17 protein-coding genes are annotated in these 22,440 nt (G+C 75.5%); 6 read left to right on the top strand and 11 right to left on the bottom strand.

The features are described from left to right. The first annotated feature begins 54 nt into the window (after nt 1-54). From AB0F18_RS11690 to AB0F18_RS11670, 5 genes are all read left to right on the top strand, one after another. Nucleotides 55-1,479, top strand: coding sequence for a thioester domain-containing protein (locus tag AB0F18_RS11690; protein WP_362057880.1), 1,425 nt, complete (start codon nt 55-57; stop codon nt 1,477-1,479). Nucleotides 1,480-1,538: 59 nt separating this feature from the next. Then, on the top strand, nt 1,539-3,056 hold the full coding sequence (locus AB0F18_RS11685; RefSeq protein ID WP_362057877.1) for a phosphatase PAP2 family protein: 1,518 nt from the start codon (nt 1,539-1,541) through the stop codon (nt 3,054-3,056). 178 nt (nt 3,057-3,234) lie between these two features. Beyond that, nucleotides 3,235-4,899, top strand: a complete 1,665-nt coding sequence (gene ettA / locus AB0F18_RS11680) for an energy-dependent translational throttle protein EttA (protein ID WP_362057874.1) — start codon at nt 3,235-3,237, stop codon at nt 4,897-4,899. Nucleotides 4,900-4,907: 8 nt separating this feature from the next. After that, the gene (locus tag AB0F18_RS11675) at nt 4,908-5,387 is read left to right on the top strand and encodes a thioesterase family protein (protein WP_362057871.1); all 480 of its coding nucleotides are present in this window, start codon (nt 4,908-4,910) and stop codon (nt 5,385-5,387) included. Further along, entirely contained in the window at nt 5,384-6,100 is a 717-nt protein-coding gene (locus tag AB0F18_RS11670; RefSeq protein WP_362057868.1) for a hypothetical protein, read from the top strand. Before AB0F18_RS11675 ends, AB0F18_RS11670 begins: the two co-directional genes overlap by 4 nt. 55 nt (nt 6,101-6,155) lie before the next feature. Here the strand turns inward: AB0F18_RS11670 and AB0F18_RS11665 are convergent, their stop codons facing one another. Then, a complete protein-coding gene (locus AB0F18_RS11665; RefSeq protein ID WP_362057865.1) occupies nt 6,156-6,560 on the bottom strand; it encodes a globin in 405 nt (134 codons plus the stop codon). A gap of 178 nt (nt 6,561-6,738) precedes the next feature. Here AB0F18_RS11665 and AB0F18_RS11660 point away from each other — a divergent pair, with 178 nt between their 5' ends. After that, on the top strand, nt 6,739-7,701 hold the full coding sequence (locus tag AB0F18_RS11660; RefSeq protein ID WP_362057976.1) for a methyltransferase domain-containing protein: 963 nt from the start codon (nt 6,739-6,741) through the stop codon (nt 7,699-7,701). A gap of 4 nt (nt 7,702-7,705) precedes the next feature. Here the strand turns inward: AB0F18_RS11660 and AB0F18_RS11655 are convergent, their stop codons facing one another. From AB0F18_RS11655 to AB0F18_RS11610, 10 genes are all read right to left on the bottom strand, one after another. After that, nucleotides 7,706-8,689: an FHA domain-containing protein gene (locus AB0F18_RS11655; protein WP_362057973.1), complete on the bottom strand. Its 984-nt coding sequence runs from the start codon at nt 8,687-8,689 to the stop codon at nt 7,706-7,708. A 46-nt stretch (nt 8,690-8,735) separates the two neighbouring features. Next, on the bottom strand, nt 8,736-10,061 hold the full coding sequence (locus AB0F18_RS11650; protein WP_362057862.1) for a VWA domain-containing protein: 1,326 nt from the start codon (nt 10,059-10,061) through the stop codon (nt 8,736-8,738). A 60-nt stretch (nt 10,062-10,121) separates the two neighbouring features. Beyond that, nucleotides 10,122-12,029: a protein phosphatase 2C domain-containing protein gene (locus AB0F18_RS11645; RefSeq protein WP_362057859.1), complete on the bottom strand. Its 1,908-nt coding sequence runs from the start codon at nt 12,027-12,029 to the stop codon at nt 10,122-10,124. 3 nt (nt 12,030-12,032) lie between these two features. Next, entirely contained in the window at nt 12,033-14,933 is a 2,901-nt protein-coding gene (locus tag AB0F18_RS11640; RefSeq protein WP_362057856.1) for a tetratricopeptide repeat protein, read from the bottom strand. After that, nucleotides 14,930-16,192 carry a hypothetical protein gene (locus AB0F18_RS11635; protein ID WP_362057970.1) on the bottom strand — a complete coding sequence of 421 codons (1,263 nt, stop codon included), beginning with the start codon at nt 16,190-16,192 and terminating at the stop codon, nt 14,930-14,932. The genes AB0F18_RS11640 and AB0F18_RS11635 overlap by 4 nt, the downstream gene beginning before the upstream one ends. A gap of 44 nt (nt 16,193-16,236) precedes the next feature. Further along, the gene (locus tag AB0F18_RS11630) at nt 16,237-17,262 is read right to left on the bottom strand and encodes a glutamate ABC transporter substrate-binding protein (RefSeq protein WP_362057853.1); all 1,026 of its coding nucleotides are present in this window, start codon (nt 17,260-17,262) and stop codon (nt 16,237-16,239) included. A 5-nt stretch (nt 17,263-17,267) separates the two neighbouring features. Further along, the gene (locus AB0F18_RS11625; RefSeq protein ID WP_362057850.1) at nt 17,268-18,653 is read right to left on the bottom strand and encodes a hypothetical protein; all 1,386 of its coding nucleotides are present in this window, start codon (nt 18,651-18,653) and stop codon (nt 17,268-17,270) included. Nucleotides 18,654-18,868: 215 nt separating this feature from the next. Next, nucleotides 18,869-19,858: a BadF/BadG/BcrA/BcrD ATPase family protein gene (locus AB0F18_RS11620; RefSeq protein ID WP_362057847.1), complete on the bottom strand. Its 990-nt coding sequence runs from the start codon at nt 19,856-19,858 to the stop codon at nt 18,869-18,871. Then, nucleotides 19,849-21,114, bottom strand: a complete 1,266-nt coding sequence (locus AB0F18_RS11615; protein WP_362057844.1) for a 6-phospho-beta-glucosidase — start codon at nt 21,112-21,114, stop codon at nt 19,849-19,851. Before AB0F18_RS11615 ends, AB0F18_RS11620 begins: the two co-directional genes overlap by 10 nt. A 73-nt stretch (nt 21,115-21,187) precedes the next feature. Further along, nucleotides 21,188-22,390, bottom strand: coding sequence for an ROK family protein (locus tag AB0F18_RS11610; protein ID WP_362057841.1), 1,203 nt, complete (start codon nt 22,388-22,390; stop codon nt 21,188-21,190). Nucleotides 22,391-22,440 lie beyond the last annotated feature (50 nt).

Raw genomic sequence — 22,440 nt, 5'->3', positions numbered from 1 at the left:
TAGGATTCCCCGGTACTCACGGGCACCTGGGTCTATGGCCCGAAGGGGAAGACTGTGTCGATTGCTGTTCCCGCGTCCTGCGCGTCCTTCGAGTCCCGCGCCGCGTCCACAGACGGACCGGCCTCCGCCCCGGCTGCCCCCGCGGCCGCCGGAGCGGCCCCGCATGCGGTTCCGCTTCCGGGCGTCCCCGCCGCCCCCGCGGGCCCTGCGCCGGGCTCCGATCCCGATCCCGGTACGGGTGCCTCCGCCGCCGTGGGCGCCCCCGCCGCCCCCGCTGCCGCGGGTGCCGTACGGGGCTCCGCGCGGCGGCCGCTGGCGGTGGCCCTGCTGGCCGCGGCCCTCACCGCCGCACCCGGGGCCCGTGCCTCGGCCGACTCCGGCCCGGCGCCGGCCAGCGCGCCGGCCGGGGGCGCGAGCGCCGTGCTCGACGGCCTGAAGACCTACGGCCAGGCGGTCCTGCACGCCCGGGACGGCTCGGTCCGCCAGATTCCGGCCGGGCTGTACGAGATGCGGGTCGACGGCGGCGGCATGCTCCAGACGTACGGGGTCGGGGTCGCGGGGAACGCGCAGCCCCAGGCCCGCTACACCGAGAGCGGCTGGGGCGGCAGCCCCCTCGCCGGGAACAGCGAGGCGGGCGGCCGGATCCGCTGGATCCTGGAGCACTCCTACCCCCAGCACAACGACCTGGCCGGGCTGGCGAAGGCGGCCGGGGCCGGGGCGCTGACGGCGGAGAGCGCGGCCGCCGGGACCCAGGTGGCGATCTGGCGGCTGGCGGACGGGGTGCAGGTCGAGGCCGCCGACCAGGCGGCCGAGAAGCTGGCCGACTACCTCCAGCGGGAGGCGGGCCGGCTGCCGGAGCCGCCGGCCTCGCTGGGGCTGGACCCCGGCCGGGTGTCCGGGCCGGTGACGGGGCCCACCGGCACCCGGCTCGGCCCGGTCACCGTCCGTACGGGGGCGCAGAGCGTGACCGTCACCCCCGACGCGGCGGCCGTGGCCATGGGGGTGCGGGTGGTCGACGCCGACGGGCAGCCCGTGAACTCCGCCGCCAACGGCAGCCGGCTGTACTTCGAGGTGCCCGCGGGCACCCCCGACGGGACGGCCTCGGTCATCGTGCAGGGGTCGACGAAGGTACCGGTCGGACGGGTCTTCAGTAGCGGGATCCCGGCCGAGGCGCAGGTCGTGGCCGGCTCCAGCGAGTCCGCGACGGCCGCCACCGCCACGGCCGTCTGGCCGCAGCCCCCGGCCGGCCCGGCCGGGAAGGTGGGCACGCTGGCGGGCAGCGCCGAGGTGGCCCCCGCCCCCGACGCCGGCCCGGAGGCGCAGTCCCCGGAGGAGGAGCGGCTCGCGGTCAGCGGCAGCTCCGCCGCCACCCCGGTGATCGCCTCGCTGGCGGTGGGCCTGGTGGTGCTGGGCGGCATGGTGGTCCTCCTGCTGCGCAAGCGGCCGCAGGAGGGAGAGGAAGGGGAGATGGAGGGCTGACCGGGGCTGATCGGGCGGCGAGGGGCTTCATGGCCCCACGCCCCGGGTAAGCGCGGGAAATGGCAGATCGGAATCCGCAACTGACCTGGCGGGGCACGGCCGCGCACTGGGACCGGTGGCTGTTCGACGCCGTGGCCCGGCGGCACTGGCCCGCGGCCGAGCGGGCACTGCCCGCGCTCGGGCGGGCCGCCAACCACGGAGTGCTGTGGGGCGGGATCGCGGCGGCCCTCACCGCCCTCGGCGCGCCGCGCACCCGCAAGGCCGCGCTGCGGGCGGCCGCCTCCCTCGCGCTGGCCTCCGCGACCGTCAACACCGTCGGCAAGTGGACGGTACGCAGGCCCCGGCCCCTGCTGGAAGGGGTCCCCCTGGTGCGGCAGCCGGCCGTGCAGCCGTGGACCACCTCCTTCCCCTCCGGGCACTCGGCCTCGGCCTTCGCCTTCACGGCGGGGATGGCGCTGGAGTCCCCGGTCTGGGGGGCCGCGGTGGCGCCCCTGGCCGCGTCGGTGGCGTTCTCCCGCGTCTACACCGGCGTGCACTACCCGTCCGACGTGGCGGCGGGCGCGCTGATCGGGGTGGCGGCGGGGTTCGCCGTACGCGAGCTCGCGCGCGGCGCCCGGCAGGCCCGGGCCGTCCCCGGCGACGAACGGCCGGCGGCCGGCGTGCCCGCGCTGCCGGACGGCGCCGGGCTGACGGTGGTGGTCAACACCGGCGCGGGCACGGCCGGGGGCGCGGTCCTCGACGTCCTGCTGGACCGGCTGCCGCGGGCGGAGGTCGTGGCGTGCGCGGGCGGCGAGCTGGAGGCCGAGCTGGAGGCGGCCGCGGCCCGCTCGGCCGTGCTCGGCGTCTGCGGGGGCGACGGCACCGTCAACGCCGCCGCGACCGCCGCACTACGGGCCGGGGTACCGCTGGCGGTGTTCCCCGGGGGCACCCTGAACCACTTCGCCCTCGACCTCGGCCTCACCGGCCCGGAGGACACCTGCCGGGCGATCACCGCGGGCCAGGCGGTCCGCGTGGCGGTGGGCCGCTTCAGCCCACCCGGGCCGGCGGGGGCCGGTGGTGGCGGGGAGGGCGGGGAGGGCGGGGAGGGCGGGTACTTCCTGAACACCTTCAGCATCGGGGTGTACCCCGAGCTGCTGCGGCACCGCCTGCGGTGGGCGCCGAGGATCGGGGGCGGGCCGGCCGCGCTCGTCGCCGCCTGGCGGGTGCTGCGCGCCGAGCGGCCCGTGCGGCTGACCCTGGCCGGGCGGCCCCGCAGCGCCTGGCTGCTCTTCGCCGGCAACGGCACCTACCAGGGCACCGGCCCCACCCCGCGCCGCCGCGACGGCCTCGGCGAGGGCCTGCTCGACCTGCGGCTCGTCCACGGCGGCGGCCGCCCCGGACCCAGCCTCCTCGCCGCCGCCCTCGCCGGACCGCTGACCCGCTCCCCGGTCCACGTGGCCACCCGCCTGCGCCGCCTGCACATCGGCGACATCCCGCCCGGCACCCCCCTGGCCTACGACGGCGAGTACGCCCAGTCCCCGCCCGCCCTCGTCCTCGACGCCCTCCCCGACGTCCTCTCCGTCTACCGCCCCCGCTGAACCGGCCGCCATCCTGCCGCCCCTCCGCCCCCTCCCGCCGGGGTTCGCCGCACGCCGTGTCGACGATGCGCAGATCAGGGCCCTGACCAGGCCCTCACCATTCGGGTTTCCCCCGGGCTATGGACGTACGGCAGTATGGGGTGTATCTGCCCACCATCGATCTGCCGGACGGTTTCTCTTGGCTGAGTTCATCTACACCATGCGCAAGACGCGCAAGGCGCACGGCGACAAGGTGATCCTCGACGACGTCTTCCTGAACTTCCTGCCCGGAGCGAAGATCGGCGTGGTCGGCCCGAACGGCGCCGGCAAGTCCACCGTTCTGAAGATCATGGCGGGCATCGAGCAGCCGTCCAACGGTGACGCCTACCTTTCGCCCGGCTACTCCGTCGGCATCCTCATGCAGGAGCCCAAGCTCGACGAGAGCAAGACCGTCCTGGAGAACGTCGAGGACGGCGTCGGCGAGATCAAGCAGAAGCTCAACCGGTTCAACGCGATCGCCGAGGAAATGGCGACGAACTACACCGATGAGCTGATGGAGGAGATGGGCAAGCTCCAGGACGACCTGGACCACGCCAACGCGTGGGACCTCGACGCCCAGCTGGAGCAGGCCATGGACGCCCTGGGCTGCCCGCCCGGCGACTGGCCGGTCACCAACCTCTCCGGTGGTGAGAAGCGCCGCGTGGCCCTCTGCAAGCTCCTGCTGGAGGCCCCCGACCTGCTGCTCCTCGACGAGCCCACCAACCACCTCGACGCCGAGTCCGTGAACTGGCTGGAGCAGCACCTGGCCCAGTACAAGGGCGCCGTCGTGGCCGTCACCCACGACCGCTACTTCCTCGACAACGTCGCCGAGTGGATCCTCGAACTCGACCGCGGCCGCGCCCACCCGTACGAGGGCAACTACTCCACCTACCTGGAGAAGAAGTCCGAGCGCCTCAAGGTCGAGGGCAAGAAGGACGAGAAGCGCGCCAAGCGCCTCAAGGAAGAGCTGGAGTGGGTCCGCTCCAACGCCAAGGGCCGCCAGGCCAAGTCCAAGGCCCGTCTCGCCCGCTACGAGGAGATGGCGGCCGAGGCCGACAAGATGCGCAAGCTGGACTTCGAGGAGATCCAGATCCCGCCGGGCCCGCGCCTGGGCTCGATCGTGGTCGAGGTCAACAACCTCTCGAAGGCCTTCGGTGACAAGGTCCTCATCGACGACCTGTCCTTCACGCTGCCGCGCAACGGCATCGTCGGCATCATCGGCCCGAACGGCGCCGGCAAGACCACGCTCTTCAAGATGATCCAGGGCCTGGAGCAGCCGGACTCCGGCCAGATCAAGGTCGGCGAGACCGTCAAGATCTCCTACGTCGACCAGGGCCGCGCCAACATCGACCCCAAGAAGACCCTCTGGGCGGTCGTGTCGGACGAGCTGGACTACATCAACGTCGGCAACGTCGAGATGCCGTCCCGCGCCTACGTCAGCGCCTTCGGCTTCAAGGGCCCGGACCAGCAGAAGCCGGCCGGCGTGCTCTCCGGCGGTGAGCGCAACCGCCTGAACCTCGCGCTCACCCTCAAGCAGGGCGGCAACCTGCTGCTCCTCGACGAGCCCACCAACGACCTCGACGTCGAGACCCTGGGCTCCCTGGAGAACGCGCTGCTGGAGTTCCCCGGTGCGGCCGTGGTCGTCTCCCACGACCGCTGGTTCCTGGACCGGGTGGCCACGCACATCCTGGCCTACGAGGGCGACTCGAAGTGGTTCTGGTTCGAGGGCAACTTCGAGTCCTACGAGAAGAACAAGGTCGAGCGGCTCGGCCCGGACGCCACCCGTCCGCACCGCGCCACCTACAAGAAGCTCACGCGGGGCTAGGTCGCACCATGGCCAGACACCACTACCGGTGCCCCCTCCGCTGGGCGGACATGGACGCCTTCGGCCACGTCAACAACGTGGTCTTCCTCCGCTACCTGGAGGAGGCGCGCATCGACTTCATGTTCCGCCTGGCGCCCGGGGAGGGCAGCGAGTCCTTCACGGGCGGCTCCGTCGTGGCCCGTCATGAGATCGACTACAAGCTGCCCCTGGTGCACCGGCACGAGCCGGTGCTCATCGAGTCCTGGGTCACCCGGATAGGCGCCGCGTCCCTGACCATCCGCTACGAGGTCAAGGACGAGGCGACCGAGGACGCGCCCGAGACGGTCTACGTCCGGGCCGAGACGGTCGTCGTGCCCTACAACCTCGCCGAGGGGCGGCCCCGCCGCATCACGGACGAGGAGCGGGTCTTCCTCCAGGAGTACCTGGAGGAGCCCGCCGGCCGGGTCACGGACCGCACCAAGGGTGCGGAAGGGCGCCTCGCGGCATGACCGGCCAGCTGCACTTCGCCGACTCCGGGGAGGCGGCGGACCTCGCCGCCTTCCTGGGCCGGCTGGTGCACTACGACCGCGCCGCCGCGGTCCGCCTGCAGGCGCGGGCGGGCGGCGGCGCGCTCGCCGTCTTCGGACGGCCGCCTTCCTTCGAGGTCCTGGCCGTCCGCGCGGTGCGGCTCGCCGCACCCCTCGCGACGCCGCTGGACGTGACCGTGTCCGCGGGCGAGCTGCTGGAGTCGGTCGACGAGACCGGCGCCGCGGCCCGTGTGCCGGGCGCCGTCACCGGCCCGCCCTGGACGGGCGTCCTGCCGCCCCAGGGCGGCTGGCGCCCCGTGCCGGGACTGCCCGGCCCCGAGGCGGTACGGGCGGCCCTGGCCGACGCCGTCGCCGAGTTCCGGGCCCGCGACGAGGCCCTGCCCCCGCAGCACCGGACCCGCTCCGAACGCGACCGCATCGGCCGCGAGATCTGGTCGCGGACGCTGGGCGACACCGAGCTCCCGCTGCGCGCCGTGCACGCCGCGCAGTCCCTGGGCTTCCTGCGGCCCGTACGGGCCACCGTGCCGGCCCCCGCGTCCGCCGCGGCGCCCGCACCGGCCTCCCTGTTCGCCTCCGGCGGATGGCTGCGGCTCAGCACCCCGTACGGCTCCGTCGCGACCCGCCTGCCCGGACCGGGCGGCGGACTCGGCGCCCTCCAGGTACGGCCGCTCTAGGACCGGCTGGTCCTGCGGCCCGCAGCCCCGCCCGGGGCTGCGGGCACGCACCGCCCTAGCCGGCGGTGTTGATCATCGAGGCGGCCGCGTACGTCAGGTACCGCCACAGCTGCGCCTCGTGCTCCGGCGCCAGGCCCAGCTCGTCCAGCGCCTCCCGCATGTGCTTCAGCCACGCGTCGTGCGCGGCGGAGTCCACCTGGAACGGGGCGTGCCGCATGCGCAGCCGCGGGTGCCCCCGGTTCTCGCTGTACGTGCCCGGGCCGCCCCAGTACTGCATCAGGAACAGCGCGAACCGCTCCTCGGCGGGCCCGAGGTCCCCCTCCGGGTACATCGGACGCAGCAGCGGGTCTTCCGCGACACCCTGGTAGAAGCGGTGGACCAGACGGCGGAAGGTCTCCTCGCCGCCCACCTGCTCGAAGAAGGTCGTCTCCTGGACGTTGCTCTGCGGATCGTCATTCACCCGACCATCGTCTCAGACACCCGGACGGAGGACCCCGGTCCTAGGACCACTCTCCGGCGGAGGTCCGGGAGGGCTCGCACCTCACGCCCGCCCGCCGCACAGTGGAGACATGGGCACGGGCGGCAGGGGCGTACACGCCCCGCACACTCCGCGGGAACCGAAGGAGCCGGCACGCGATCTGCGGGAGATCGCGCACGCCGCCCAGGTGCGGGAGCTCACCGCCGCCGGGGCGCTGGACGACCCGGCCTGGCGGGCCGCCTTCACGGCCGTGCCCCGGCACGTCTTCGTGCCGTACTTCTGGACCGGCCGCGGCGCCGGCCACGAACGGCTGTGGGCCGAGGACCCGGACCCCGAGCGCCGCGCCCGCTGGCTGCGCGGGGTCTACACCGACGCCCCGCTAGCGACCCGGCTGCGCGACGGCGAACTGGTCTCCTCCAGCAGCCAGCCCTCCCTGATGGCTCGGATGCTGGAGGCGCTCGACGTACGCGACGGGGACAACGTGCTGGAGATCGGCGCGGGCACCGGCTACAACGCGGCCCTGCTCTGCCACCGGCTCGGCGAGGACCTCGTCACCACGGTGGACCTGGACGAGGAGATCACCGAGTCGGCGCGGGCGCACCTGGCGCAGCTCGGCTACCGGCCCGCCGTCGTCACCGGGGACGGGGCGCGCGGCTGCCCCTCCCGCGCCCCCTTCGACCGGATCCTGGTGACCTGCACCCTGCCGCTGATCCCGCACGCCTGGCTCGGCCAGTGCAACCCCGGGGCGCGGATCCTGGCCCCGCTGTCGACCGGCCTGATCGCGCTCACGGTCCGCGACGCCGACTTCGCGGAGGGCCGATTCCTGCACACCTCCGCCTACTTCGTCCCGCTGCGCGGGGCCACGGCCGGGCCGCCGCCCCCGGGCATGGGGGGCCCGCTGCACGGGGTCCCGTACGAGCTGGTGGAGAACGAGCGGTTCCAGTTCCTGCTGATCCTGACCGCGGGCGTACTGCGCCCCCGGGAGGCGCTGGACCTGTGGCGCGGCGAGGGACGGCCCCCGCGCGAGCGGTTCGGCGTCACCGTCACCGCCGAGGGGCAGTGGGCCTGGCTCGACGACCCCCAGGGACCCTATGTGTGGCCCCTGGGGGAATCCGCCGGCTAGCCGCTCAGCCGCGCCGGATGGTGATGGTGGTCCAGGCGCCCAGGTGGACCCGGTCGCCGTCGGCGAGCGGAACCGGAACGTAGGGCTGGATCGGTTCCTCGCCCATGTTGACGGTGGTGCCGTTGGTGGAGTTCTGGTCGACCACCGCCCAGCTGAGGTCGGGCTGCTGGACGAGCACCGCGTGGCTGTGGGAGACGCCCGGGTCCTCCGGCGGCACCGACAGGTCGATGTCCGGGGACTCGCCCGTCGAGGCGCGGCGCCGTCCGATGGTGATCTGGCCGCCGGAGAGCGGAAGGTGCAGCTCCGGGGAGTAGGCGGGCAGGTTGAGCCCGGCCGCCTCGGGGCCGCTGCGCTGCATCATCGCCATGAAGTACGAGCGGTCGGGGCCGATCGTCGCCGTCCAGGAGGCACTGCCCTGCTGCTCCGGGAGGACCGCCTGCGGGTGCTCCGGCTGCCGGACGTACTCCGCCTGGACCGGCGGCTGCACCGGCGGGGCGGGCGGCGCGGGCGGCTCCGCCTGGACGGGAGGCTGCAGCAGCCAGTCGTCGTCGGCCTGGAGCGGCTCGGCCGGGCGGTTGACCCGGGAGGGCCGCGAGCCCTGGTACTCGAAGTGGTCCTGGGAGTACACCGGCTGCGGCGGGGCCGGGGGCGGCGGGGTTCCGCCGCCGGCCGGGCCCCCCACGGGCTGCGCACCCGTACCCGACGGACCCGCCGGGCCCGCCTCCGGGACGGGCGGCGGGGTGTACGGGGTCGCCGTCCGGGTCAGGAAGTTGTACCGGCACTCCTCGCAGAACGGGGCCATGGCCTCGCGCGGGGTCCGGCACTGCGGGCACAGCTCCGCCTGGGCGGTCGGCTCACCGGTGGTGGGAGGGTAGCCGTAGCCGTAGGAGGGCGCCGCAGGGGGGCTCACAGGGGCAGCCATACGGTGGCCGCAGACCTCGCACCAGTCGTCGGAGGCGGACTGGTGCCCGTTCGGGCAGGTCGGCATCGCGGCGCTTCCCCCTTCTCCCTGCGTCATCGCGGCAGGCTTCTTCTCAGGTCTTCTTCACTCGGACGGTCTGGGTCGAACGCGTTTCAAGGGTCATCTCGTCGGCATCGGCGACCTTGGCTTTCAGGCGCACAGTACCCGCCGCCGCATCGACGACGTCCACCACCTTGGCGAGCAGTTTGGCGGTGTCGGCGTTACCGGAGGCGCTCGCCAACTGCACGGCACGGCCGAGCTTGGCCGTCGCACCGTCGACATCGCCCATTTTGCGGGCTTCCAGGCCCTGTTGGATAGCCTGCGCGAGCTCCGCCTGCCCCGTGTAGTGCGCCACCTGCGGGCTGATCGCGGTCGAGGCGGCGAGGTCGTTCGTCCACACCGCCCGGACCAGCCCCTGGGCGAGCGGCGGCCGCGGCGCGCCGTCCGGACCCGGCAGGACCAGCGAGGCGCGGGCGGCCAGCATCTCCTGGCCGACGGAGGCGTCCGGCACCCGTACGCACAGGTGGTAGTCGCGGGACTCGTCGCCCCAGGAGCCCGTCGGGTAGTCCCCGGCGCGGGGGCCCGCCTCCGTGCGCCGGCCGGTGAGGTCCTGGACGGACGGCGAGACCTGCTTGACGTACTGGATCTCCGCCCCGATCGGGGTCCACACGCGCAGCGCGACGTCCGCGACCTCCTTGCCCATGACCTTCTCCATCATGAGCGTGAAGTCCTCGGCGAGGTGGGCCGGATCGGCGACGATGTCGGCGGAGCCGAGCAGGGCGCTCGCGATGCCCGTCACCTCCTTGACCTCCCAGTCGGTGCCCACGCCGCGCGCGTCGCAGGTGAAGCGGCCGGCGCAGGCGTCGAGGGTGGCGCGCAGCACGGCCGGGTCCTCGTGCTCGTTGCGGCCGTCGGTGAGCAGGATGCCGTGCCGGATGGCGGCCGGGGACCGGCGCAGCAGGCCGTCGGCCAGCCGCAGCCAGGTGCCGATGGCGGTGCCGCCGCCGGCGCTCAGGCCACGCAGGGCCTCCTTGGCCTGAGCGCGGGTGGCCGGTCCGGCGGTGGCGAGGAGGCCCTGGCCGGGGTAGACCTCGCGGGCCTCGTGGGTGCCCGCGATGACGGCGAAGGCCGTGCCGTCGCGCAGGGTGTCGATCGCGGCGGCGGTGGCCTCGCGGGCGCCGCGCATCTTCTCCGGGGGGTACTCCATGGAGCCGGAGCAGTCGACCATGATCACGACGGCCGCGTCCTGGCCGAGCGCCCGCGCGGCGGTGGCGGTGGCGCCGCCGGTGGAGGTGACCGTCACGATGGCGTGCACGTCCCGCCCGCCCTCGGGGAGGAACTCGTTCTGGTACACCTCCACGCTGAAGCGCGGGGCGCGCGGCTTGGCGAAGTTCGCCATCGGGGTGACTCCTCGGGGGCTGTCGGGGCGGCGTCGGGCGGATGGCCGGTCAGGCGGGCGTCAGGCCAGGGGGTGCGGCTCCCCGGCCGCGACGGCGGCCGGCGCTCCCCGGTCCGCCGCTTCCGCCACGGATTCCGCTTCCTGTTCCGCTTCGGCCGCCGGCGCCTCGGCCGTGAACGGCACGACGGCGACGGTGATGTTGTCGTGCCCGCCCCCGTCGAGGGCGTGCCCGACCAGTACCTGGGCGCAGTGCAGGGGCCGTTCGGCGGCGTCCGGAGGCAGGATCCGGGCCATGTCCGTCGCCGACTCGGCGTAGTTCCACAGGCCGTCGGTGCAGACGACGACCACACCGGCGTGGTCCGGTCTGAAGCTGGCGGTGTGCGGGTCGAGGTCGTACGCGTCGGCCCCGAGCCAGCCGGTGATGGCGTGCGCCCGGACGTCGGCGTAGGCCTCGGCCTCGCCCATCAGGCCCGCCGCGACCATCTGGGCGGCCCAGGAGTCGTCCTCGGTGAGCCGGCGGGGGAGGGCGCCACGGTCGTCGGGCACCCAGTAGGCACGGCTGTCGCCGACCCAGCCGATGGTCAGCACGCCGCCGCTGACGACGGCTCCGACCAGGGTGCAGGCGGGGGCGTTCTGCGCGCCGGGCGGCTGCGGGGCGAGGGCGCTCACGGCCGCGCCCGCCGCGAGGATCGCCTCGTGCATGGCGTCCACCGGGTGCGCGCCCCGGGGCAGCGCGTCCAGCAGCACCTCGCTGGCCGCGCCGGCGGCGGCCGCTGACGCGTCGTCGGGGCGGCTGGCGGAGGAGACGCCGTCGCAGACGATGGCCACGGTGGCGGCGGAGCCGTCGGGCAGGGCGGTGGCCGCCACGGCGAAGGAGTCCTCGTTGCGGTGGTGGCGCAGCCCCCGGTCACTGACGGCGGCGACGCTGCACAGCTCCTCCTCCAGGTGGTCGCGCTCGCGGGGCTGCGCGTGCCCGCAGTGCTCGCAGTACCCGTCGGTGTCCACGTACCCGGTCCGGCAGGCGACGCACGTCCGACCCCCGCTCCCCTGCGGGGCGCCGGCGTACGGGTCCCCCTGCGGGGCGGCGCCGTACGGGTCCCCGGCGGCCGGTGCGGGTACGGGATGGCCGGGGGTGGCGGGGGCGCCCGGGGGGTTCGGGGAGCCCGAGGCCGCCCCGGAGCCCGGGCCGGGGGAGCCGGCGGCGGTCGCGGGGTGGGCGGGAGTGGCCGGGGTGCCGGCGGCGGTCGCGGAGCCCGGGGAGTCCGGCGGGGTCGGGCCGGCCGCCGCGCCGGGGGTGGCCGGGGTGCCCTCCCAGCCGGGGGCCGGCACCCCGGGGGTGGAGCCGAAGCCCTGGGCCCCCTGCTGCGCGGGAGCTTCGGAGTAGCCGTCCGCCGGGGCGCCGAAGCCGCCGGGAGCGGCCGTGCCCGTGCCCGGTCCCGCGGTTGCGGCGGCGTCGCCCGCCCGGCCCGGGCCCCCGGTGCCGTACGCGGTGCCGGCCGGGCCGCCGTAGCCGGGTTCCGGGGCGGGGTCGCCCGTGACACCCCGGGCGGTGCGGCCTTCGGCGGGCCGGGCCGCAGGGGCGTCGGAGCCCTCCTCCGGGGTACCCGGCCAGGCCGGGGTGTCGCCTGCGACGCTCCCCGAGCCGGAGCCCGGGTACCCGGACGCGTGGCCGGCGGCGGCGCCGCCCGCGGTGCCCGCCCACGCCGGGGCCGCACCCACGGGGCCGCCGTAGCCGGGGTACTCGGGCGCCGCACCGGCTGCGCGTCCGGCGGCCCGGACACCGGCCGTCTCGGCCCGCGGCGCCGGGGTCCCGCCGTCCGCGGACCGGGTCGGGTCCGGCAGGGTCGGCGTGCGGTCCCGGGAAGGGGCCGGGGCGGACAGGGCGTAACCGCACACGCCGCAGAAACGGTCACCCTCCTCCAGGGGCTCCGCGCAGCTGGGGCAGCCCGACAGCCGATGCATCGACATCACTCACACCCACGTCCGGGGACGGAAACGGTTTGCCCGCTCCACCAGTTCGATCCTCTCCTCGCCCCGCTGTGCCAGCCGGGCGAGGACGCGGTAGGAGCGCTCCAGGCCGAAGCGCAGCCCCCGCTCGTCCAGTTGACTGCCGAGCAACGAGCTCCGGCCGGGGTCGGCACCCCGACTACCCGACAGTACCCAGTCCAGGGCCGAGCCCAGAACCTCCGTCGCCAGCCGCTCCTGCCGCTCCGGATCCAGGCCGAACCTCCGCAGGGCCTCCACCTGGTCGGAAGCCGCTCCGAGGTCGGCCAGCAGCTCTTCCTGCGGGGACCGGTCGCGCAGGCGTGCCCGTACGGCAGCCACCCGGGCGGCGGTGTAGTGGATCGAGGATTCCGGTACGGACTCCAGCGTGCGGACGGCCGCCGCCCGGTCGCCGGACGCCAGTTGGACCCGGGCCAGCCCGAAGGCGGCGCTAACGAAGCCCGGGTCGGTGATCCAGACGAGCCGGTAGTACTCGGCGGCGTTGTCCAGCTGGCCCAGGATCTCCGCGCACAGCGCGAGCGCCAGCTTGGGCGCGGGCTCGCCCGGGAAGGCGTCGTAGATGGCGTCGAAGGACAGGGCCGCTATCTCGTCGTCCCCGGTGGCCAGTGAGGCGATCCCGCGCGCCCACACCACCCGCCAGTCGTCGGGGTACTTGGCCTCCAGCTCGGCCAGGGCCCGGGCGGCCACGGCCAGTTCGCCCAGCTCCAGCCGGGCGCGCAGCTCCCGCAGCCGCAGCTCGGCGGAGTCGGTGTGCGCCGCGCCCAGCGCGCCGAGCAGGTCGGCGGGGGCGGAGGCGAGGAGTCCGGCCAGGAACCCGGCGTTCGGGTCGGCCGGGTCCACGAGCGGTACGGGCAGGGCCAGCGCGAAGTCGCACGCGTCGAGCGCCGCCAGCCCCGCCGCTGCCGCGGGGAGGGGCACGGGGGAGGCGGGGGCCGTCCCGGCCGCGGGAGCCGCCGGTGCCGGCCGGGGCCCGGGCACGCCGGCGCGCCCCACGCGCGTGGCGGTGGTCCCGAGCACGGAAACCCCGCCCCCGCCCGCCGCGGGCACCCCGCCGCCACCGAAGCCCCCGACTCCACCGGCCCCCGGCACCCCGCTCCCGGGCATGCCGGCCCCCGGCATTCCGGGGCCGAAGCCCGCCGCCGCCGAGGTTCCCGCCCCCGGCACGCCCGGCCCCGGGGCCGCAGGCGCGAAGGGTGCAGGTCCGGGGGCTCCGGGTCCCGTACCCGAGGGGTCGTGGGTCCGGGCTCCCGGAACCCCGCTGCCGGGCACGCCGGCCGCCGAACCGGCCGGCCCGACCCCGGCGGCAGCCCCGCGGCGGTGGCCCAGGGCGAAGCCGCGGCGGGGGAGGGGGCGGGGGCCCAGGCGGGAGACCTCCGCCGGGGCGTCCTCGTACAGGTCCGTGTCCGGGACCCGCAGTTCCGGGCCGAACAGGGTCGACAGCTGCGGCCGCGGCCGGCCCGTCTGGAGCGCGACCACCTCCCGCAGCACGCCCGTCAGCTGGTCCGCCATCTCCTGCGCGGACGCGAACCGCCGCCCCGGATCCGGGTCGGTGGCCCGGACCAGCAGCCGGTAGAAGGACTCGTACCGCTGGAACACCTCGATGTGCTCCGGATCCGGCAGCGAGTCCGCGAACACGTTGGTGTAGCCCTGGAAGTCGAACGTCAGCACCGCCAGCGTCCGCGCCACCGTGTACAGGTCCGAGGCCACCGACGGCCCCAGCTCCGCGACCTCCGGCGCCTGGTAGCCCACCGTGCCGTAGATGGCCGACTCCTCGTCGTCCATCCGCCGCACCGCGCCCATGTCGATCAGCTTCAGCTGGTCCTGCTGCTGGATCGCGTTGTCGACCTTGAAGTCGCAGTACAAGAGGTTCCTGCTGTGCAGGTGCCCGAGCGCCTCCAGGGCCTCGATCCCGTACGCGCACGCCTGCTCCACCGGCAGCGGATCGCGCCGCCCGTCCGGCCGCCGCCGCTCGTTCGCGATCTCCTTCAGCGACTTGCCGCCCACGTACTCCATGACGATGTACCCGTCCAGCGAGCCCGTCCGCTGGTCCAGGTGCTCCACGAAGTTGTAGATGCGGACGATGTTCGAGTGCTCGATCTCCGCCAGGAACCGCCGCTCGGAGATCGCCGCCTCCATCGCGTCCTGGTCCCCGGTGTCCAGGAGGCCCTTGAGCACCACCCACCGGTCCGCGACCGCCCGGTCCACCGCCAGGTAGACCCAGCCCAGACCGCCGTGCGCGAGGCAGCCCGCCACCTCGTACTGGCCGTGCACCACATCACCCGCGCGCAGCTTCGGCACGAAGGAGTACGGGTGCCCGCACTTGGTGCAGAACCCCTCCGTGCGGCCCGGCCGGTCCCCCCGCGCGCGGCCCACCGGGGCCCCGCAGTCGGAGCGCGAGCAGAACCGCTTGCGCTCCGGCACCTCCGGGTTCTCCAGCACCGCCGCCGAAGGATCCGGACGCGGCACCTCCGGCACGCTGACCAGTCCCGCGCCCAGCCGGCTGCGCCCCGAGGAGGCGGGCGCCGAGCCCGAACTGCGCACCGACACCGACCGGCTGGACCCGGCCCCCTGCAGGGACCGCGACAGCCGCCCGGAGACCGAGCGGCGCGAGGACGAGGACCGGGAGGACGCCGAACGGGCCGACGCCGAGGACCGGCCGGAACCGTGCGAGCCCGCCGAACCCCGCGAGTCGCCGTGCCGGGCGGCGCTCGTCATCCCCGTCGGCGGGGACACCAGCTCCTCCGCACCCGCCGCGACCGCACCCACCGGGGCCAGCCCGCAGGTGTCGCAGTACACCTCGCCGCCGCCCATGTCCTCGTACGCGCCCGGGCAGCCGGAGCGCAGGCAGGCCGTTCCGATCAGGCTCATGCGTCCTCCTCCCCCGGCCCCGCGGGCCGGTGGTCCTCCGGCGGGGCCAGCGCCTCGGCCGCCGCCTGCTGGTAGCGCAGCACCGCCCCTTCCGCCGCCCGCAGGTCGCACGGCGCGCTCCACAGCATCCGCCGGGCCACGTCGTAGCGCTCGATCAGCAGCGGATCCTCCGCCAGGCCGAGCCGGGCCACCTTCGCCTTGTACGCGTCGAGCCGCCCCCGCAGCTCGGCCCGTACCGCCAGGGGGGCCGTCACCGCTGTCAACGATTCGCGGGCCCGCCGCAGTTCCTCGTCGGCCCGGTCCTCCAGGGAGTCCAGCAGCGGGGACAGCCGGTGCCACTGGGACTGCCGCCGGTACTCGGCCGCCGCCGCCAGCTGCTCCTGCAGGGCCGTCGGCGGACCGCTGACGGCCGGGACGTCCGACGCCAGGATCTTCGCCAGCACCTCGCCGCGCGCCGTACGCGCCTCCGCCAGGGTCCGGTCGGCCCGCGACAGCACGTCCCGCAGGGCGATCAGCCGGGCCTCCGCGTCCTGCCGCACGGTCAGCACCGCCTCCACCTCACGGCGTACGTCGTCCAGCGCGCGGGCCGCCCGGTCGTAGCGGGCGGTGTCGGGCCGGCCGCCGCCCGGGGCGGAACTCCCCGCCGCCGGCACCCAGAAGGCCAGCGGATCCGCGATCACCGCCTCGCGCAGCTGCGCCAGCTCGGCGGTGATCTCCTCCAGGTCGTCCCCCGAAGGGTGCTCACCCGGCCGGACCCCCACCGAGTGCGCCAGCGAACGCGTCCGGTGCAGCTCGGCCGCCAGCAGGTCGATCCGCGCGGGCAGCGCCGACCACACGGCGTCGGCGGCGACCACCACGTCCAGGGAAGCGGCGTACAGCTCGTTCATCCGGGCCACCAGCTCGGCGAGCGAGAACCGCTCCGCCAGCGCGGCACCCTCCGCCCCGGCCCCGGCGATGGTCACGCCCGGCCCGCGCAGCCGCTCCGTCAGCTCCGCCAGGTCCTCGCGGCTCGGCCAGCGGCGCCGCTCACGGATCTCCCGCGCGGCGGCCAGTGCCCCGCTGTAGGCGTCGAAGTACGTCCACAGCCGGGTCACGGACGCGTCGGCGGCGGCCCAGCGCTCCTTGGTGACCCCGCTCAGCGCGGCGCCCTCCAGCAGCCGGCGCCCGGCGTGGTCCTGGAGCGCGAGCAGTGAGGTCTCGACGGCCTCGTGCTCGGCCCCGAGCCGCGCCAGCGCGCGGTCGACGTCGTCCCGGTCCATCAGCCCCGCACTGCTCACGTACGGCTCCGATCCCGCCACCGGCCTCAGCCCTCCCGGTACTTGGGCGCGGGCGGCACGGCGGCCTTCGGCAGCACGTCCTCGAAGTGCTTGCGGTAGGACGTCGCCCACGGGCTCTGGTCACCGCCCGCGCGGTAGTTCTCCAGCACCTTGTTGACCCGGCGCACCAGGTCCGAGGCGTCCTTGTTCATCGCCACACCGTAGAACTCACGGGTGAACGGCGCACCGACCAGCTGCACCGACGGGTCCTGCGCCGCCTGCCCGGCGGCCAGCGCGTTGTCGGTGATGATCCCGTCGACCTCGCCCAGCTGGAGGCGCACCAGGCAGTCCAGCTGGTTCGGCACCGAGACCGCCACCGACCCGTACCCCTGGGACCTGAGGGCCGTCTCCCCGGTGGACCCGGCGGCCGTGCAGACGCGGCGGCCCTTCAGCGAGGCGTCGTACCCGGTGATCGGGGAGCCCTTGGGCGCCAGGACCTGCTGGCCGGCCTCGAAGTAGGCGGTGGAGAACGCCACGTCCTCCAGCCGCTTGCAGTTGATCGTCATGGTCCGCACGACGATGTCGACACGGCCCTCCTGGAGCGCGGGGACGCGCTGGCTGGTGGGGATGGCCCGGTAGATGACCGCGTCCTCGTTGCCCAGGATGTCCTTGGCTATGGCCTTGACCAGGTCGATGTCGAAGCCGTCGAGGTGTCCGTCCGGATTGCGGTAGCCCCACTTGAAGCTGTTCTGGTCCACGCCCGCGACCAGCTTGCCCGCCTTGCGGATCCGCTCGATCGTCGGCCCGTCCAGGGCGGACGGCCGCAGGCTGGCCTCCGGGTCCTGACAGGTGTCGGTGAGGGTGAACGGGGCCGCCGCCACCGAGGCGGGCTCGTGCACCACGCCGCCGGGGTGCCCGGTGCCCGGCGAGGAGTGGCCCAGCGGCAGCAGCACGGCCGCGGCCGTCACCGCACAGGCGGCGGCCATCGCGCTCACCCCGCCCCAGCCGCGCAGCCGCCCCGCCGCCCGCCGCAGCCGGCCGGGCCGCTCCGCCCGTGTCCGCCGTATCCGCATCGCACTCACCTGTACTCCGAAAGCCTGCGACCGATACCGAGGAGGGCCGCGCCCGCGCCGACCGCCGCCAGCGCCGCCGAGCCCGTCACCAGCCCGCCGAGCGCGCCGAGCCCGTCCCGGGCGGCCAGGGTGAACTGCTTCTGCTCATGGGCCACGGCCTGCTCCAGGGAGGCGTCGACTGTGTCGAACGAGGCCCCGCTGCTGTTCTCGTGCCCCCTGCCCCCGATCACCTGGGGCAGGGCGAGCTCGTAGTCGCCCTTCACGTCCGCGTCCCGGGCCGCCGCGTGCCGCTGCTTCCACTGCGCCACACCCGCGACGGCCTTCGACACCGGATCCCGGCCGCTCGCGTCGTCGGCCAGCTCCAGCGCCCGCGCCAGCCCCGCGTCGAGCTGCTTCATGTTCTTCGCGTAGTCCACGTCGTACTTGTCGGACTTCTTGTCCTCGGCCAGTACGGCGCCCCGGGCGATCAGCGTCAGGTTCTCGTTCGCCCGCGCCTGGAGCGAGGCGATCCGCGCGTCGTTGAGCACCTTCAGCGACTCCTGCCCGTCCGCCCGGGCCTCGCCCAGCCCCGACCGGGCCACCGTCTGCCCCACCGTCAGCCACAGCAGCACCACGGCCGCCGCCGCCGTCGCCGCCAGCAGACCGTGGTTGAACACCCGGTTGGTGAGCAGGTAGTTGCGTCGCTGCGCCCACACCAGGCCGGCGAGCGCCAGCAGTCCCGCGCCGGTCGCGGCCAGCGGCCAGCCCCGGGCCTCGTCGTAGTCCGTGTACAGCCGGCCCGTCTCCGCCTCGTACAGCCGCTGGGCGGCGGGCAGCAGCACCGTGCTCATCTGCTCGTTGGCGAAACGCAGGTAGGCGCCGCCGAGCGGCAGGCCCTGCCGGTTGGTGGCACGGGCCTGCTCGATCAGGCCGGTGTAGCGGGGCAGCTGCTCGCCGAGCAGTGCGATCTCCTTGCGCGACTCCCCGCCCGCCCCGGTGTTGGCGGCGGCGCTCACCAGCAGCCGGGAGGCGTTGGCTATGTCCTTCTCGTAGCGCTGGCGGACCTCGCGGGGCTCCTGGGCGCCCGCGAGGAACCCGCTGGAGGAAGCCGTGTCGGCGTCCGCCAGGGAACGGTAGATGCTCGCCGCGTCCGCGCTCAGCGGCTGGCTGCGGCCCACCACGTCCTGCGCGGCGGTGACCCGGACCGAGACCTCCCACACCGCCACCGCGCCGAACAGCAGCACCAGCGCCGCCAGTACCGCGCCGATGATCCGCAGCCGGCCCGGCTCGGTCGTCGCCGCCGCGCGCAGCCGCTCCACACCCTCGGCCCAGGCCGTACCCCGCCCGGCCGGCCCGGCGGGTGCCCCGGGGGCACCGCCCCCGGGCGCGGACGGGCGTGTCGTGATGGCCACCCTGACCTCCCCCTCGGTCCCTCTGCTCCGCAGCAGTATGGCCGTAGTGGCGCCGGACCACAGCACCCGGTGCTCGATCTTGGACGATCCCCTCCCCGGACCGCGCCGACCACCCTCCCCCCCGGCCTCCCCGCCCGCTCCCCCCGCCACCCCTTCACCGTGAATACGCCGGGACCGCCCCCACGGTTCCGCGCGCACGCCCCCACCACGCCGTTTCACCCGAACGTGGCACGGAGCCTCTCGTACGCCCCGGCAGGCGCGCCCACCGCGTCCAGCCCCAGCAGGGCCGCGCCCAGCACCGGCGGCGCCGTCACCACCGACACCCGGGCGCGCGGCGCCCGGACGGCCAGCAGCTCCTCGACGCGGCCGTTGAGCTGCGGATGCCGGGCCGCGAGCACCCCGCCGCCCAGCAGCACCGGGACCTCCTCCCCCAGCAGCCCGAGCCGCGCCAGCGCCACCGACACCAGCGCCACCACCTCCTCGGCCTGCCGCTCCACGATCGCCGAGGCCACCGCGTCCCCCGCCGCGGCCACCTCGAACAGCACCGGCACCAGCTCGTGCAGCCGCCCCCGCGGAATCCCGCCCAGGTGCACCGCCTCGATCAGCCCCGCCATCCGCGCCAGCCCGAAGTGCCCCGGCAGGGCCTTCGCCAGCGCGGTGGGCCCGCCGCGCCCGTCCTCGGCCCGCGCCGCCCACCACACGGCCTCCTCCGCCAGGCCGGCCCCGCCGCCCCAGTCACCGGAGATCCGGCCGAGCGCGGGGAAGCGGGCGGTGCGCCCGTCGGGCAGCATCCCCACGCAGTTGACGCCCGCCCCGCACACCACGGCCACCCCGCGCGGCCGGTCCGCCCCCGCCCGCAGGACCGCGAAGGTGTCGTTGCGCACCTCGGTGGCCGCGCCCCAGCCCCGCGCGCCGACCGCCTCCGCCAGCCGCCGCTCCTCCACCGGCAGGTCGGCGTTGGCCAGACAGGCCGAGACCACCGACGCGAAGGGCGGCGCGTCCAGGCCGGCGGCCGAGGCGGCCTCCGCGACGGCCTCCCCGAGCACGTCCACCGCGGCCCCGGTCCCCGTCCGGGCCGGCTGGAAGCCACCGGAGCGGCCGGTGCCCAGGACCGTTCCGTCGGCGCCGACCAGGGCCGCGTCCGTCTTGCTGTTCCCCGCGTCCAGTGCGAGCACCGCGGCGGGGCGGGGGCGGTTCACGCCCATGGCAGGTGCTCCTTGTTGTGCGCCAGCAGCCGGTCCGTCAGCGCCTCGGCCAGGTCGAACTGCCCGACCAGCGGGTGCGCGAGGAGCGCCCTGGCGACCCGTGCGCGGCCGCCGCGCAGCGCCGCGTCCAGCGCGAGGTCCTCGTAGGCCGTCACGTGCGCGACGAGTCCCGCGTACAGGGGGTCCGGGCGGGGCACGGCCAGCGGTACCGGTCCGGAGCCGTCGACGGTCGCCTGGACCTCCACGACCGCGTCGTCCGGGAGGAAGGGCAGGGTCCCGCCGTTGCGGGTGTTGACCACCTGGACGGACGGCCCGCCGCCGCCCAGCAGCGCCGCCGCGAGGTCCACGGCGGCCTCCGAGTAGAAGGCCCCGCCGCGCCGGGCCAGCAGCGCGGGCTTCTCGTCGAGCGCGGGGTCCCCGTACAGGGCGAGGAGTTCCCGTTCCATCGCGGCGACCTCGGCGGCCCGCGCGGGCTTCTCGCCCAGCTCCCGGACCACCTCGTCGTGGGAGTAGAAGTAGCGCAGGTAGTACGAGGGCACCACGCCGAGCCGGTCCAGCACCGTACGCGGCAGGCGCAGGTCCGCGGCGATGGCCTCCCCGTGCTCCGCCAGCAGCCGCGGCAGTACGTCCTCGCCGCCGGGGCCGCCGAGCCGTACGCCGAACTCCCAGGTCAGGTGGTTGAGGCCGACGTGGTCGAGGTGCACCTCGGCGGGCGCCCTGCCCAGCAGCGCGGCGAACTTCCGCTGCAGGCCGATGGCGACGTTGCACAGCCCGACGGCCTTGTGCCCGGCCTGCAGCAGGGCCCGGGTGACGATCCCGACGGGGTTGGTGAAGTCGATGATCCAGGCCTCGGGGGCGGCCCGCCGCACCCGTTCGGCGATGTCCAGTACCACCGGGACGGTGCGCAGGGCCTTCGCCAGCCCGCCCGCGCCGGTGGTCTCCTGGCCGACGCAGCCGCACTCCAGCGGCCAGGTCTCGTCCTGGAGCCGGGCCGCCTGCCCGCCGACCCGCAGCTGGAGCAGCACCGCACCGGCGCCGGCCACGCCCGCGTCCAGGTCGGAGGTGGTGGTGATCCGGCCGGGATGCCCCTGCCGGGCGAAGATCCGCCGGGCCAGCCCGCCGACCAGCTCCAGCCGCTCGGCGGCGGGGTCGATCAGGACGAGTTCGGTGACGGGCAGGGAGTCGCGCAGCCGCGCGAACCCGTCGACCAGTTCGGGGGTGTAGGTGGAACCGCCGCCCACCACTGCGAGTTTCATCGGGCTCAGCCTTTCACTCCGGTCAGGGTGACGCCCTCGACGAACGCCTTCTGCGGCGAACAAGAAGAGGGGGCTAGCGGGAGGTGTCGAAGACTTCCTCGCGGGTGGCGGCCAGCGCGCTCTCCAGGGCGCCGCGCAGCACGGGCCGTTCGCGCACCCCGCCGGAGACCAGCCGGGGCCGGTTGGGGGCCAGCTCGGCGAGCTCGTCCTCCAGCAGTGCGCGCAGGGGCTCGCCGCCCGCGGCGGTCACCTCCCCGGCCAGGACCACGAGCTCGGGGTCCAGTACGGCGACCAGCGAGGCCAGACCGGTCGCGAGGGCGGTGGCGTACGAGCGCAGGAAGTCCAGGCGGGCCCCCTCGGGCGCGGCGGCGGCGCGCCGCAGCAGCGCGACGGCGGCGGCCACCGGCGCGTCGCCGGGGATGCCGGACGTGTCGACCCCGGCGTCGGCGGCGAGCGCGGGCAGCACCTGTACGCCGGCCAGCTCCTGGTATCCGCCGGCGTTGGCCCGGGTGACCTGCCGGACCAGGGGGTGGCCGGGCACGGGGAGGAAGCCGACCTCGCCCGCACCGCCGGTCCAGCCCCGGTGCAGGCGGCCGCCGAGCACCAGGGCGGCGCCCAGGCCCTCCTCGTTCCACAGCAGGACGAAGTCCTCGTGGCCGCGGGCCGCGCCGAGGCGCTGCTCGGCGACGGCGGCGAGGTTGACGTCGTTCTCGTACTCGACCGGTACGGGCAGGGCCGCCGCCAGATCGTCGAGGAGGGTGGGGGAGTGCCAGCCGGGGAGGTGGCCGGCGTAGCGCAGCCGGCCCGAGCGGGGGTCGAAGGCGCCGGGGGTGGCGATGACCAGGCGGTGCAGGTCGTCCGGGCGGAGTCCGGCGTCCGCGACGGCTCCGGCCAGGGCGCCGGTGACCTGGCCGACGGCGTCGGCGCCCTCGGTGTAGGGGAGCTCGAAGCGGCCGACGACGGTGCCGGTGAGGTCGGCGACGGCGGCGAGCACCCGGCCGGGGGTCACGTCGAGGCCGCCGACGTGGGCGGCGCGGGCGTTGAGCGCGTACAGCTGGGCGTTCGGGCCGGGCCGTCCGGGGTCGGTTCCGGTGGCCACGACCAGCGCGGCGGCCTCCAGGCGGGCCAGCAGCTGGGAGGCGGTGGGCTTGGAGAGACCGGTGAGCTGTCCGATGCGGGTCCGGGACAGGGGGCCGTGCGTCAGCAGCAGCTCCAGGGCGGCGCGGTCGTTCATGGCGCGCAGCAGGCTGGGCGTTCCGGGCGTGGCGGCGGGCATGGCGGGGCTCTCCCTCACCGAAGCGAACTGTTAGGTAAGTTTCCTATCAT

This window comes from Streptomyces sp. NPDC029216 (assembly GCF_040648015.1).
GTDB lineage: Bacteria > Actinomycetota > Actinomycetes > Streptomycetales > Streptomycetaceae > Streptomyces.
This window is presented reverse-complemented; position numbering and strand designations above follow the sequence as displayed.

Coding starts and splice junctions, on each gene's coding strand:
- AB0F18_RS11630 (WP_362057853.1), bottom strand. CDS start 17,262: ATGCGGATACGGCGGACACGGGCGGAGCGGCCCGGCCGGCTGCGGCGG.
- AB0F18_RS11615 (WP_362057844.1), bottom strand. CDS start 21,114: ATGAAACTCGCAGTGGTGGGCGGCGGTTCCACCTACACCCCCGAACTG.
- AB0F18_RS11640 (WP_362057856.1), bottom strand. CDS start 14,933: ATGAGCCTGATCGGAACGGCCTGCCTGCGCTCCGGCTGCCCGGGCGCG.
- AB0F18_RS11655 (WP_362057973.1), bottom strand. CDS start 8,689: ATGCCGACCTGCCCGAACGGGCACCAGTCCGCCTCCGACGACTGGTGC.
- AB0F18_RS11610 (WP_362057841.1), bottom strand. CDS start 22,390: ATGCCCGCCGCCACGCCCGGAACGCCCAGCCTGCTGCGCGCCATGAAC.
- AB0F18_RS11675 (WP_362057871.1), top strand. CDS start 4,908: ATGGCCAGACACCACTACCGGTGCCCCCTCCGCTGGGCGGACATGGAC.
- AB0F18_RS11670 (WP_362057868.1), top strand. CDS start 5,384: ATGACCGGCCAGCTGCACTTCGCCGACTCCGGGGAGGCGGCGGACCTC.
- AB0F18_RS11620 (WP_362057847.1), bottom strand. CDS start 19,858: ATGGGCGTGAACCGCCCCCGCCCCGCCGCGGTGCTCGCACTGGACGCG.
- AB0F18_RS11645 (WP_362057859.1), bottom strand. CDS start 12,029: ATGTCGATGCATCGGCTGTCGGGCTGCCCCAGCTGCGCGGAGCCCCTG.
- AB0F18_RS11650 (WP_362057862.1), bottom strand. CDS start 10,061: ATGGCGAACTTCGCCAAGCCGCGCGCCCCGCGCTTCAGCGTGGAGGTG.
- AB0F18_RS11635 (WP_362057970.1), bottom strand. CDS start 16,192: ATGGACCGGGACGACGTCGACCGCGCGCTGGCGCGGCTCGGGGCCGAG.
- AB0F18_RS11685 (WP_362057877.1), top strand. CDS start 1,539: ATGGCAGATCGGAATCCGCAACTGACCTGGCGGGGCACGGCCGCGCAC.